The organism is Brevibacillus sp. AG (assembly GCF_028369215.1).
Taxonomy (GTDB): domain Bacteria; phylum Bacillota; class Bacilli; order Brevibacillales; family Brevibacillaceae; genus Brevibacillus; species Brevibacillus porteri.
Genome location: NZ_JAQMYO010000008.1, coordinates 278,992 through 293,013, shown reverse-complemented (window position 1 = coordinate 293,013; position 14,022 = coordinate 278,992). Strand labels below are relative to the sequence as shown.

The window sequence follows — 14,022 nt, the reverse complement described above, 5'->3', positions numbered from 1 at the left end:
TGAGGGTATGGTATGAGGAAACGGTTCAATTGGGCTTTATGGCTAGGTTGTATCTTGGTATTTTTTCTAATGATTATCGGTGTAGCCGGACCTTATTTGGCCCCCTATGACATCGATTACCAGGTGAAAGTTCGCAATGAGATGGTAAACGGGAAGCAAGTGATCATTTCGCCTCCTTTGGCACCTTCAGGCGAGCATTTGTTGGGTACGGATAAATGGGGCTATGATTTGCTTACAAAACTGCTCCACGGGGCACCTTACACCATTTTTATTACTCTCTTGATTGCGTTATTGCGATTATTGATTGGATCATGGATCGGTCTGTATATTGGGATATTGGACAAGCAGCAGCGTTGGTGGATTGCGATAGAGAACGCCTGGGGGTACATGCCCATATTTATACCTGTCTATTTTTTATTGAAAGGAATCAATATCAATCCCGAATTGCCAACGTTTACGCTCGTGTTGTTTTTCGTAGTGGTAGTGGCAGTGCTTGGGACGCCTTCGGTAGCTGCGTCCATCCGTCAAAAAACGGAGCAAATCAAGGAATCCCAGTACGTTTTGGCTGCGACTTCGCTGGGGGCTGGGCGGGATCAGATCATCTTTCGCCACATCCTGCCGCATTTGAAGGAGCATCTGGTCATTGTCCTGGTGACAGAGATGATCGCCACCATGACGTTGATGGGGCTTCTCGGGATTTTTGGTCTATTTGTAGGCGGCACGACTATGTACTATGACCCTGTTGAGTATCACTCGACCACACATGAATGGGCAGGACTGCTCGGGACTTACCGAAGCTTTGTCTACACGAATTACACGTGGATTTTCCTGATTCCACTTGCTGCTTATATGCTTGCAATCGGTTCCTTTAGTCTATTGGCCAAAGGATTGCGTGATAAATTCGAACAGACGTATAGTCGTACCCCATTTATTTAAGCAGCTGGTTACTTTTCAGCATGAGGGATAAGTGAGGTTTTTTGATGAAAAAACGATTCCATTTTTCTTTATGGCTAGGCAGTATTTTCGTGTTCCTTCTGATCGTGATCGCTGTGGCGGGGCCTTACTTGGCTCCCTATGATCTGGAATATCAAGCGAAGATGCGTCACGAGGTTGTGAACGGTAAACAAGTCATGGTCTCACCGCCCTTTCCGCCGTCAGAGGAACATTTACTCGGCACGGACAAATGGGGGTATGATTTACTGACCCTCTTGCTCCATGGAGCGCCATACACCGTTTTTATTACCCTTGCGATCGCATTTATTCGCGTGTTACTTGGTACATGGATTGGACTTTATATTGGCATCCAAGATAAAGAACAGCGTTGGTGGATGGCGATTGAAAATGCATGGAGCTATATGCCTGTGTTTATTCCCGTGTATTTTCTTTTGCGAGGAATCAATGTAAATTCCGAGCTGCCGACGTTCACGCTCGTGCTGATTTTCATTGGGCTTGTCTCTGTTCTTGGAACCCCTTCTGTAGCCTCTTCTGTGCGTCAAATGACCGAACAAATTAAAGAATCACAATACGTTTTGGCTGCCATTGCACTGGGAGCAGGCCGGAATCAAATCGTCTTTCGCCACATCTTGCCACATTTGAAGGAACAGCTCATTATCATCTTGGTGACAGAAATGATCGCCGTCATGACCTTGATGGGGCTTCTCGGTATATTTGACCTGTTTGTAGGTGGTACGAAAATGACCTTTGACCCGCTTCTGTATCATTCTATTACACACGAATGGGCAGGACTGCTTGGGTCTTATCGAGGCTTTATTTACAGTAACTATACGTGGATTTTTCTCGTACCATTGGGGGCATTCATGATCGCCATTGGATCGTTTAGCTTGTTGGCCAAAGGATTGCGTGATAAGTTCGAGCAAACGTATAATCGTACACCATTTATTTAAGTTGTGGTGCCCTTGATTTTTACGAATCAAGGGCATTTTTGGTTGATCCGATTAAAAATAATGGAATGGAAGTCGATTTGTAGGGAGCAGTATATGTGTCGGGTGAATAGACTGGACTGTCGGGGGCGGTGTTGGCCTTGGGTTCCGATGGCAATCTCATCAGGCGAGGCGAACTCGTCGCGATCTGAATGGGGGACAACTGGCGGCCATCGTCGTCTCGAACGGAAAAATTCACGGCGGATGTCGAAGAGGTTTCTCAGCGGTGTTCGGAACCCATTGCCCATTTTCTGAATAGGATGTAAGGCAAAAGCCTAAAATCCTTGAAATTCCGGCACCATCACCCACCCCCCATCATAGGATAAGGTGACTCTGTAATCCCTCAACCTTGTTCCTGTAGAGCCCACAAGGAGGGGTGGCACGATTGAAGGGTAGCGTATCAAGTGGATAAATCCTTATAAAATAAAGGGTTTATCCACTTTTTTATTGCCTTTATGTGAATTTGATGTTAATTTGATGTTATTGGAGATTTGATGTTAATAGGGGTGAATACATATGCCTGTCTATAAAAATGAGAATGCGAAAGGCGACAATAAATGGTGGTATCAGTTCTATACTGGCGAGATTAAGAATGGTTCCCGTGAAAGGATAACCAAGCGCGGGTTTCGGACGAAGAAGGAAGCAGAGAAAGCCATGGTCGAAGCCCAAGCAGCCTTACAAAAGGGCGAGTATATCGAACCAAGTAAGAAGATGTTTCAGGATTATCTAAATGAATGGATCAAGACCAAACGGAACTTGGGAGAACAAACGCTTGAGTTATATGAATCATATTTGCGGACTCATATCATCCCAATTCTTGGACAAATCCCTATTTTGAAGCTGACTGCCCATGATATTGAGATGTTCCTGAATTCCTTGCATGATAAAGGACTATCGGCTTCCACAGTGAAACGAATTTTTTCGGTTGTAAACGCCTCCCTAAACTCCGCCGAACTAAAGGGCATTGTTGCTAAAAACGTTGCAAATAGGGTTGAGAAGCCGCAGGCATCCAGCCGCAGGCAATTGGTTGTCTGGGAGCCGGAGTTTGTGAGCGACTTTCTCGAAAAGACAAGGTATGCAAGTCGGTACTGGATTGCAGTTTACTTGGCGGTAATGACTGGTATGAGGCAAGGTGAGATTTTAGGATTACGCTGGTCAGATATCGACTTCGAAAATCGAAACCTCACTATTCAACAAACCGTGAACAGACATAGAGAAATAAAGGACGGGGCAAAGACTAAAAAAAGCGTTAGGTCAGTTGCGTTATCTCCTGAAACAATTGAAGTTTTGAAGGAACATCGCAAATTGATTGTACAGGAGCGAGTAGAGCTTGGACCCGAGTATCAAAACAACGACCTTGTCGTCTGCACGCAATTCGGTGGTCCAACCACGCAAAGGGCAATACAGAAGGTATGGCCAAGCTTCTTGAAAAAGACGGGAGCTCCTAAGATTACGTTTCATGATCTTCGTCACACTCATGCTAGCCTATTGATCAAACAAGGTGTTCATATCAAAGTAATTTCAGAACGACTAGGACATTCATCCATTACCATAACAATGGACAAATACGGCCACTTAATGCCCAACATGCAGGCGGAAGCAGCGGACGGGCTTGATTCCCTATTAAAAACAAAGGCAGGTCAGAAATGATCAAAAATGCCTACGGATTAAATAAGAGATTTCAAAGGTAACACAAAGAACGAGACGTTTTTTCCGGAGTATAGTTATAGCATGGAAATCAAATCAAGAGCCGCCTTCGGGTGGCTTTTTTGTTGGGGGCGATGTGGTTGCTGGAGAAATGGCAATGCCATAAATGCGAGAAGGGATTTCTTCTGATTGATGAAGATGCCAAAGGCCGAAATGTACACTGTCCATTTTGTGGGCAAGCAGGCAACCACGTTGAGTCTGTAGCAGGACAAAACCCTGACTTCGATTATCGGGAGGAAATGGGCTGCCTCTGGCCAGGTTACAACGAATTGGACAAGGTTTGTTACCAAATGAGCAGAGGACAAATTTCGAAAGAGCAAGCAAATGAGTACATTCAGGCTATATTGCGTGGACAAAAAACAGATTTACCAGTATAGCCACTCAAAATGGGTGGCTTTTCTATTTGGAGGTCGATACGATGAGGCACTTTGCCAAGAAGAACGCCACAAACGTTGTACAGAAGCTACCGAAGGATCACAAGTGCTTTGGATGCCCGTGGTTGAACTACCATGACAACAGAATCGTATGCGTGCGGATTCCGTGTGTTAAGGAGAAGCCAGCGGAGTAGCTGCGCCTGGCGTGAAAGGGACAATATGGACGTAAGTCCAACAAACGAAATGTGGGATCGAGGCTCCGGCCACCCACCCCTTTCACGGCGGGCGTTGCCCGTCCATTCACAACCCTCCCTATACCGCCTCGGAAACTGGGCGGGATTTTCCTTGTGGACATTTTGGGTCACCTCCCTCAAAATGGAATATGAGGGGGGTGGTTAGGCGATGTCCACACAAAAAACAAAGGTAATAATGGACAGCGGGAAGGAATACACGATCGATAAGCATCCAGAAGATTTTTTGGAAAGAATAACTGACAAAGATGGTATTCTTCTTAACGGCTTTGTTCATTTTTTAGGAGTATCTATTAACCCAAGTCATATTTCCTCTATCGAAACGATAGAAGTAAAAGAAAAAAGAGTACAAGATAAGCCTCAATATCTATAAGCATCCATTGGGTGCTTTTTCTTTTGGTCAGTGCTGAGTAGCTGGGTAGTACTCAAGAGAAAAATGAATGAACCAGCATATCCTAAGCGAGCTTGCCGAGCCCCCATTCATTACCACGGTTTTGCTCAATGTCTGTTGTTACAATGGTAGTAGGTGATGATTATGTTCCTTGAACCTATGCTATTGGAGAAGGTAGACAAGCCGTTTGATGATAGTAGATTCATATATGAGCCAAAGATAGATGGGCATCGAATGGTGCTCAGTCAAATCGGAGGTAAGACGAAGTTATACACTCGGCATCACAACGAGTGTACGGCCCAGTATCCCGAACTGCTGGGACTGATGATCGATAAAGACATCATCTTGGATGGTGAGGTCTATTGTATTGATGAGCATGGTCAAGTCGATTTTGAGTTGGTAATGAGCCGGTTCCAAACCAAGGGTGCAAGTAAAATTGCAGCTGCAATGAAACGGTTGCCTGTCGGACTGATGGTGTTTGATATCCTCCATTATGACGGACAAGACCTGCGTGTATTACCGTTGATGGAGCGAAAGGAGATCCTCGACAGGGTGGTTCCTGACACGTCGACGATCCGAAAAATCCAGTTCATCGAGAAGGAAGGCACAGCGCTTTTCAACGCAATGGAGCAGAACGATATGGAAGGTATCGTCTGCAAAAGGAAAGATAGTACCTACGTCGGCAAGCGCTCGGCAGACTGGATAAAGGTGATCAACTACCAGTGCACTGACGTATTCATATCCGGCTACCGCAAGGGTGACTTTGGTTGGCTGACATCTGTTGTAGATACAAATGGCAAGATGCGACCAGCCGGCATCATTGAACTTGGTGTTCCTCCGGTCCATAAGCAGGCGTTTCGAGGGATATGCAAGCAGCTGGAGACAGGGGAAGACAAGTCGTTCGTTTATTTGGAGCCACGCTTACAGGCTACGGTTAAGTTCCGGAACTGGACCAAGAGTGGCATGTTGAGATCGCCAGTGTTTGTTGATTTCGTCTTGAATAAAGCAGTGTAGCTCACCAATCGGGTGGGCTATTTTTTATTTCGAATAGGGGAGGAAGGCAGTTTGGATGGATGAACGATATGTTGACCAGGCAACAGGGGAAGTGTTGCGGCAGGAAACAATCTTTCTAAGAAGCGACCAGACATTCAAGGTTTTTCGTAAAGGCGGTGGACGCCGAATCAAGTTTGTTAAATTCAGAACCAGCCATCGGGTAAAGCGGCTCATTGCCAGCATGCCCAACGATGAGCTGGTTTTCTTTTTCCGGATTGCATTGTATGCCACGGAAGGATACAACTTCTTGATGGGCGACAACGAGCGCGGGAGAAGAGGCGTACCATTGGCAGCCACAGACCTTGCCAAGATAGCCAAATGCTCGGTATCGACGGCTAGAAGACATCTCAAGAACCTCGCTGACAGGACCATGATCAAGCTGACAGAGACTCGAGACAATCAGAAGGTATGGGCAATCAATCCACTGTACGCGATCAATGGCAAGGAACCAGCACCAGAACTGCTGCAGTTATTCAGTCAGGAAATCAAAGAATCAGGCGAAAGGGTGGATGGAGAATGATCAGAAGTTTATTACTCAAGGTGACACAATGGATACCAGGAATCTATATGGTTTTAGCGGTTATTCAATTATTTCGTGGTGATTTAGAGGGCGTAAGGTGGATGCTCCTATTCGGGTTGCTCTTTATCATTGTTAACAAAGTAACAGATTAACTGTAATCCTTAGGAGGGGGTCGCCAGAACTCAAAGTGGCATGAGCCATTGAGCCTGTAAGATCGAAGCCCTCTTTTTAAGTGTTCATCCATGAGCACTTTTTAAGTAAAAAATGAGCACGCGTGAGTACATCAAAAACAGCACCTATCCCTAGAGCCACAACTAACACAGCAATCCGGCGTCTGGTGTTGTTCTTAATTCTATATACTAACGCCAGTGATGGGCAGAACCTTTCTATTGAAACAAAAAGAAGCCCCTCCTGCTGAAGGGGCTATAAGGAGAGCAGCTTGTCACTAGCCTAATAAGTCCTTAATAAAGCCCATGACAAACTCTACGATTGGGTTAGCGATTAGACCCACTACCCAGGGGTTACGTCGCAAGAATCGTTGAATTTTCTTTCTCATACTCTCACCTCCCTTTAGAGCTCTGGCACACGGCAGGATAGCAACGGGGCCTCTATCATACAGTGGCGGGACAGCTCTTTTCTTTCACCGTACTTGTCCGCTTTTTGGCTCTCTCGTAGTAACAATCGGTGCATCCCTAAATATTGTTGCGATTTGGTATACAACATTTTTAGGCTGAGATCACCCATCGCTTAGATGTCGACAGAAGCTGTACTTGTGATTACTTTCTCACCAGTAGTAATCGCGGGACGGTTTGGTTTTGTTGCGAAGGAAATTGAGATTTTGAAATAATCCTCCTGATGGATACAGTACTAGGGAGCACCCCAAATCTTTAGGGCTGCTCACTATTAATAGTCGTTGCATCCTTGAAGAAAGGTGTGGAGGAGGAGATAATCCGAACATCTTCTATAGGCGGTCAGCTCAGAAAGAAACAAAAGAGAGTCGCTAGAGGAAAGGATTAGAGGATGGAACGGAATGGTATGGAAACAAAACGAGGAATGGCGAATTGGATGATAGCGATGAATCCTGCATCTTGCCCCTGCGGACGGCACCTTTTGCACTCGATCGTTGCTTTGGGTTCCCTTCTACAGCTAAAGCTTCTAATAGTAACTAGAGAGGTATTGAGGGACAAAACGGCTGCATTATCGTGGCTGTATCGATGCATGGGGCTGCCAGAACCTGTTTCAAAAACGATATTTAATGAGACTAATACGTTGAGACAGAAAAAACAGCCATTTCCATACTGATTTCAGACTCAAAAATACGTTTCATTTCAAAGTTGCGTAATGGTAACGTTTATGATACTATTATGTCAAGAAATGGAATGTATGGAGGATGAATTAGATGAGGTTCGGTTATGCACGTGTTAGTACGGTCGACCAGAATTTGGATTCACAAATAGACGCACTTAAAGTGGCAGGGTGTGACGAAATCTATCAAGAGAAGATGAGCGGCAAACGTGATGACCGGCCAGAATTGAATCGTTTACTAGATAAATTACGTGAAGGTGATGTTCTGATTGTATACAAACTTGATCGCCTCGGTCGTTCGACATTCAAGTTGTTAGAATTAACTTCGGAGTTTGAAAAGAAGGGCATCGAATTTGTATCAATCACAGATGGCATTGATACTACTACCCCAGTCGGAAAGTTCTTCTTCCGTATGATGGCGAGCATAGCCGAACTCGAACGCGATATAATCGTTGAGAGGACGCAAGCAGGACTGAAAGCAGCAAGGGCGAGGGGCAGAGTAGGTGGTAGGCCAAAGACAGACAAAAGCAAGTTAGAAGCAGCTCTTTCGCTCTATAAAGCAGGGGATATGAGTGTTCCGGAAATTGTTGCGGCAACAGGTGTGAGTAAAGCGACATTGTATAGACATATCGAGCGCAAGCAAGGTGAAAAGGATGAATAAAGAAAAGTCATTGCGAGATGAGTTTGAAAGTATGAAAGCTGTGCTTCAAGATCAGTTGCCGAAAGAATGTCAAAATTGCGGATCTGTTGAATACTTGGATATTCATCACATAGTTCCTCTAGCAAATGGAGGAACTAACAGACTGACGAATCTGTGCACTCTATGTGCAGAATGTCACGGAAAAGTTCATCAATCAGATTTTGTCAGACGCAAGCACTTGCAAAAACTTGGAATACAGCGGGCTAAGGCGGAGGGTAAATTCCAGGGTAGACCAACTACTTTGACGAAGGATAGTGTAGCTGTGAAGTCCGCATTATACTTTGTTCAAAATAGGCATGCCAATGGGCTGAGTATGGAAACGATAGCTAAGTCGTGTGGCATGTCGAGGAAGACACTGTACAACAAACTCAAAGAGAATGGAATTAAACTATAAGACTCCAGCAGGGGTCTTTTTTTATTGCAAGGATGTCGTTTCAACCTACACCCTTTAAAAGGAGCGATAACGATGAGTCAACCCGAAGTAACTGTCAAACTCAAGAAAGTACATTCAGACGCCATCCTGCCTACATACGCTAACCCACTTGATGCTGGATTCGATTTACGTGCCATAGAGGATGTTGTCATCAGCCCAGGACAAACGGTAAAGGTTCCAACAGGCATTGCAATAGCCTTACCGCACGGGCGTGAGGTACAAGTCAGACCGCGATCAGGTGTTAGTGAAAAGACAAAGCTGCGTGTAAGTAATGCGCCTGGTACATGTGACGCTGGCTTCAGGGGAGAGATATGCGTCCTAGTCGACAATATCGCACAGCTCATGCCGAGCAGAGTCGTTGATGGTGAGATCAAGTTCGCAACAGGGCCACTCCTTGGGATCGACGGCAAGCCGACCGAGTATCGACCAGCAGGAAATGAAGATGAAACGTTTTACGAGCGCACATATGTGATTCGAAAAGGCGAACGTATCGCACAGGGTGTTCTGGCTATTGTGAAGCAAGCAGCGTTTGAAGAGGTGGATGAGTTGGATAAGACAGAGCGCGGCGAAGACGGATTCGGAAGTAGTGGTACACAATGATGCTATGGGCGATGGAATATCCATGGTTGACTGCGATCATAGTCTTGTATATCACAACAGCGGTTGGTGTAGTTGGAGGAGAATACGCTCATGCTTTATCCGTTAAGTACGGCGCTAAACAAAACGACAAATTATAACAGCGTTTTCAGCTTGTTTGCTTTCTCGTGAGTGTATTTGTACTAACCAACGCAGAAGTGAGCTAATTTCATGGTTTTAAACGCTCATATTCACATGCATGAGCCGGAGAAAGGAGCGAATGAGTATGTCAGCCAAAACAGAAGAAGGCAAAGCGAAACAGAAAGCTGCATTGATGGAGCATAGAATGGATGCCCCAAACCTCAAGCATGGCGTGCCTGCCTTCATGCAGTCGGGCTTACATCCGTGTGACAAGTGTTTTATGAAGAGTAAGAAATGTCCAAAGTACAAATCAGGCTCTGATTGTACCTATCTGGCTGATTATCAGCGTGATATTGAGGTTTTCATCATGGACCTTGACTACATCGAAGATCAGGATAGACCGATGGCACAGATGCTGGCGAAAGAGATGGCTACGGTCGCACTCTGTGAAATGTACTTTTCAGTCGAGGGTATGGTAATTCACGATCGTAGGAAGAAGACGCTAGGAGCTCAAGCGCTTGTTACCACATATAACGAAGCGAAGAAACAAGCGAAACAGAGCATGGCAGCCCTTGGCATCGGACCAGCAGCGCGGGCACGGTTGAAGATGGAGCAGGTAAACGTGGTCAAGCAGATCCAAGAAATGAACTTGGGCGATGACAAGACCGTCACGGAAGGAACGGAATTCCTCGATGATTAAGTTTGCCAAGGAGATCCGCACAAAGGTCGACGCACTCGCAAGAAAAGACCCAGACAAAGGGACAAAGGCATATCTTCTCCTGAGAGACTTCGAGCAGTTTTGCACAAAGTGTTTGAAGATCAAGACTAAAGAAGGGGCTATCCTTCCCTTTGTCCTCAACGACGCCCAAAAGAAGCTGGCCAAGATCGTATTCGATAGGATCGCAGAAGGCAAACCGGTTAGAATCATTATCCTAAAAGCTCGTCAGCTGGGCTTCTCAACAACAACAGAGGCGATCATTTACTATTTGTCCTCTTTGCAGGAAGCCAAGAATGCATTCATCGTTGCCCATGAGGGAACAGCCAGCGAAAACTTGTTCGAGATGTTCAAAACGTACTACGACAACATCCCAGAGTTGTACAAGCCGATGAAGAAGTACGATAACGGGAAGAAGTTCACATTTGAGAATCCAAGCGCATTAGAATCGGTAAAACGCAAGCATCCCGGGCTGAAATCGAAGATCACAGTAGCATCTGCTGAACAAAAGACACTTGCCCGTTCAGGTACGATCCATTACTTGCACATCTCTGAGCTGGCGTTCTGGCCCGATAATCGTAAGAGCAAGCACATGTTGGCGTTGTTACAATCCCTTTCTGATGCTGCTGGCACTGTATGTATCATCGAGTCAACCGCGAACGGTATCGGCGAGTACTATCAGCAAATGTGGGACAAGGCAGTCAAAGGGGAAAACGACTACATTCCTTTGTTCGTTGCGTGGCATGAATTTCCCGACTACAAAGAGAAATTCGAAACAGAATCTGAGCGCAATGCGTTTGCTGAAAGCCTGACAGAAGAAGAAAGCAAACTGCAAGAGCGGTACAACCTATCGTTGGAGCAATTGAAATGGCGTAGGTCAACCATCAAGAACAAATGTGATGGTGATGTTCAACAGTTCCAGCAGGAGTACCCTTCCTTTCCAGAAGAGGCGTTTCTAGTATCTGGACGTTCAAGTTTTGATCAGGAACAGCTAAAGGAAGACATACAGAACGCGAGGCAGCCGATTAGAACCGATTGCGATGGTGCTGTGTGGGTGTGGGAAGAGCCGCAGGAAGACGAGATATATGACATGGGCGCGGACGTGGCGGAAGGGTTGGATGAGAATGAAAACGACGCGTCTACCTTCTCCATTCGTAAGCGCAGCACAGGGGAGAAAGTAGCTGAGTGTCAATGTTGGGAGGAGCCCTACGCTTTTGCCAATATCCTGAACGAGTGGGGCCACTACTACAACACGGCTTTACTTGGGGTCGAGCGCAATAACCACGGGCACGCTGTACTGGCTGCGCTCATCCACGACCATGATTACCCGAATCTTTACTACCATGAGGACTATGACGCAAAGAAAAAAGAGAAGCAAAAGCGCCCAGGGTGGCCAACAACTCAGAAAACAAGGCCGATCTTGATTGAGAATTACCGACAGGACTACAGGAACGATGAAATTGATGTGCCATCGAAGCGTCAACTAGAAGAAATGCGTACGTTTGTGAAGAAAAACGGTAAGCATCAGCACCAAGTTGGTTGCCACGATGACATTATTATGAGTGATTTTATTTGCTGGGAGATGCGAAAGCATAAACATTCCACACAAAAGGCCAAGGTCGTGTTTGTCAGCGAAAGAATGGACATGAGCGACTTAGCCAACTGCATGTAGAAAGGAGATGAAACCATGGGTCTGCTTGAGAAAATCCAATCGATATGGCGGCGCGGATCACCTTCCCCAAATCTTCAATCTGAGGGGAAAGACCGACCAGACGCAACGCCCATGACGCATAGTACGTCAGCAACGAACGAAACAGATTATCTGTATAAAACGTTGCAGGTTGAGGGCAGTAGGCGGGCTGTTCTGCGGGATGTTGAGCAGATGCTGCATGATGACCCCCTGATCGACGAAACAAACGCCCGGATCGCTCGCAAAGCTGTTCGCGGCGGCATTCTTGTCACAGTGACTGGCAGCGGGAATCACAGTAAGAATAGGGCTGTAAAGACGGGAGACAAAGCGGGGCGGGGCGCGCATCTGGCAAACCGTGCTCAGGACGTCATTGATAGCTTCATAAAGCGAACCAAAATCGAAGCGACCGCCGTGGAATGGATTTCGCGGCTGATTGCCGATGGTGATTTGTTCCTCAACGTTGTGGTCAAACAAGGCCCGCAGCCGTTCGTTGAGGCGATACGGAGAGTACCGCCAGCCATCATGAAGCGTAACGAGGATCAGTTTGGCCAATTTGTTGATCTGAGCAGGGCATTTTCTGAGATTGACCCCAGTCATGGCCTATACTTCCTGACCACAGTTCCAGAAACGGCCGTACGTCACTTTCCATTGTGGGCAATTAACCATATTCGGTGGAAGTATCGCGGTGGTTTATACGGAACGAGTCAATACATGTCGATACGGAAGCTCTCCAATCAAAACCGGACGGCTGACGATGACATGGTGATTCGTAGGAAAACGCGTGCACCCTTGCGGAGGGTTCACAGCATCGGGACTAAGGACAATCCCGGGGATGAGACTACGATCAAACAGTATAAGGCAGAGCACCGCGACACTATCGAGAATGGCAGGTACAAGCCGACCACGGATTATTACCATAACGGCATCGGTGATGTGAAGAACCTGGAAGGTGACGGAAACCTAGACAAAATCGGTGACGTCGAGTACCTATTCAACAAAGAAAATGCTGGTACACTGATTCCCAAGGGCCTGATCGGTTTCTCAGAAAACATCAACCGGGACGTGTTGGACGACCAGAAAGATGAATATTACGACACGATCGAGGACATTCGGAGCCTGCTTGAGTACGGCGATGGAGGTCCTTTTTCTGGTTTGCGGTCCATCATTGATTTTGAGCTACTTCTGCACGGAATCGATGTAGAGGCAACTGGCCTGTCATATGACATCTCATTCAATCCGTTGCGGACTGAGAAGCCGCAAGAGGTCCTTAATCGTACAGTCAACGCCTACGAATCCAAACTGATTGATCTAAGAACAGCAGTAAACAATGTCGCCCACATTTTTCAAGTAGAGGACGCTGAGCAACTGCTTCTCTCAATCTTGGTTGAGAGGTCAGAACAGCAACAATCAGCGCCGCAGTCGAAGGGTACGAAAGAACCGGACGATCCAGATGGAGCAATTACTGACTCGGAAGAGGATGAGGACGACACCGCACACCTCTATGGGCTGGATGAGGTTGAAGAACAGGGCATTGATATATGGAGGGCTCGGTTCCAGCGGCTCGCTAAAAAGGCCAATGCCATCCAAATCGACTTTCAGGAGGTGATGACCGATGCTGAAGAAAAAAGTGAAATTATAACGGTAACACCTGATGGCATTACGAAGTTTCTCCGCGCTGTAGCGAGTATGCACCAAGTAGACGCGACCGAGAATCGTGTTGACCTTGGATATTTGCATACACGTTCTGGGGAAATTGGCGGCACGCTGGCCTCTGCCCGGATTGGCCTGAACTTTGAGCTCTTCAAAGAGGACATCCTAGATGATCTCCTGCACCAATCAGCAACGCGAGTCAAAAACATCGACAGCACAACTGAGAAAAGACTTCGCGAAGCTCTTGCAGAAGGATATCTAACGGGTGACAAGCGGGAAGTGAGGAAGAAGGTCGAGGAAGCGCTAGGGAAAGTCTACGGCGATGCATACGAGAACAGAGCTGAGATGATCGCCAGGACCGAAACCATGTGGGCCTACAATCAGTCCGCATTGAGAACATACGAAAGGCATGGCGTTGACACCAGTAAGGCGCCTGCTCTTCCAGCACACACTCGCTGTCGTTGTGCCTATGCCGTGGAAGATGGGAAAATCATCATCCTGGTAACCAGCGATGAGCGCACATGTCCGCGATGCCGCGGATTCATCGGTCAATCATATTAAGAGAGGTGAGAAAGT

Annotated in this window: 13 protein-coding genes; all 13 read left to right on the top strand. The window is 46.6% G+C overall.

Features of this window, described 5'->3' with window-relative positions; genetic code table 11:
• Positions 1-12: 12 nt before the first annotated feature.
• The 13 genes from POF51_RS22585 (at position 13) to POF51_RS22525 (ending at position 14,007) form a co-directional block, all read left to right on the top strand.
• Positions 13-936: an ABC transporter permease subunit gene (locus POF51_RS22585; protein ID WP_069845528.1), complete on the top strand. Its 924-nt coding sequence runs from the start codon at positions 13-15 to the stop codon at positions 934-936.
• A 44-nt stretch (positions 937-980) separates the two neighbouring features.
• The gene (locus tag POF51_RS22580; protein ID WP_069845527.1) at positions 981-1,904 is read left to right on the top strand and encodes an ABC transporter permease; all 924 of its coding nucleotides are present in this window, start codon (positions 981-983) and stop codon (positions 1,902-1,904) included.
• A 552-nt stretch (positions 1,905-2,456) separates the two neighbouring features.
• Positions 2,457-3,590, top strand: a complete 1,134-nt coding sequence (locus tag POF51_RS22575) for a site-specific integrase (RefSeq protein ID WP_271756163.1) — start codon at positions 2,457-2,459, stop codon at positions 3,588-3,590.
• A gap of 122 nt (positions 3,591-3,712) precedes the next feature.
• Positions 3,713-4,024 (top strand): hypothetical protein, encoded by a 312-nt coding sequence (locus POF51_RS22570; protein WP_271756162.1) that lies wholly within the window; start codon positions 3,713-3,715, stop codon positions 4,022-4,024.
• A gap of 399 nt (positions 4,025-4,423) precedes the next feature.
• Positions 4,424-4,645, top strand: coding sequence for a hypothetical protein (locus POF51_RS22565; protein WP_271756161.1), 222 nt, complete (start codon positions 4,424-4,426; stop codon positions 4,643-4,645).
• Positions 4,646-4,807: 162 nt separating this feature from the next.
• On the top strand, positions 4,808-5,677 hold the full coding sequence (locus POF51_RS22560; RefSeq protein ID WP_271756160.1) for an ATP-dependent DNA ligase: 870 nt from the start codon (positions 4,808-4,810) through the stop codon (positions 5,675-5,677).
• Positions 5,678-5,732: 55 nt separating this feature from the next.
• Positions 5,733-6,236, top strand: coding sequence for a hypothetical protein (locus tag POF51_RS22555; protein WP_271756159.1), 504 nt, complete (start codon positions 5,733-5,735; stop codon positions 6,234-6,236).
• A 1,399-nt stretch (positions 6,237-7,635) separates the two neighbouring features.
• Positions 7,636-8,202 (top strand): recombinase family protein, encoded by a 567-nt coding sequence (locus tag POF51_RS22550; RefSeq protein ID WP_271756158.1) that lies wholly within the window; start codon positions 7,636-7,638, stop codon positions 8,200-8,202.
• The gene (locus POF51_RS22545) at positions 8,195-8,635 is read left to right on the top strand and encodes an HNH endonuclease (RefSeq protein ID WP_334312675.1); all 441 of its coding nucleotides are present in this window, start codon (positions 8,195-8,197) and stop codon (positions 8,633-8,635) included. Before POF51_RS22550 ends, POF51_RS22545 begins: the two co-directional genes overlap by 8 nt.
• Positions 8,636-8,707: 72 nt before the next feature.
• Positions 8,708-9,274, top strand: a complete 567-nt coding sequence (locus POF51_RS22540) for a dUTP diphosphatase (RefSeq protein ID WP_271756157.1) — start codon at positions 8,708-8,710, stop codon at positions 9,272-9,274.
• Positions 9,275-9,536: 262 nt separating this feature from the next.
• On the top strand, positions 9,537-10,091 hold the full coding sequence (locus tag POF51_RS22535) for a P27 family phage terminase small subunit (RefSeq protein WP_271756156.1): 555 nt from the start codon (positions 9,537-9,539) through the stop codon (positions 10,089-10,091).
• Positions 10,084-11,778 (top strand): DNA packaging protein, encoded by a 1,695-nt coding sequence (locus POF51_RS22530; protein ID WP_271756155.1) that lies wholly within the window; start codon positions 10,084-10,086, stop codon positions 11,776-11,778. The genes POF51_RS22535 and POF51_RS22530 overlap by 8 nt, the downstream gene beginning before the upstream one ends.
• Positions 11,779-11,793: 15 nt before the next feature.
• Positions 11,794-14,007, top strand: a complete 2,214-nt coding sequence (locus tag POF51_RS22525; RefSeq protein WP_271756154.1) for a portal protein — start codon at positions 11,794-11,796, stop codon at positions 14,005-14,007.
• The last annotated feature ends 15 nt before the right edge of the window (positions 14,008-14,022 follow it).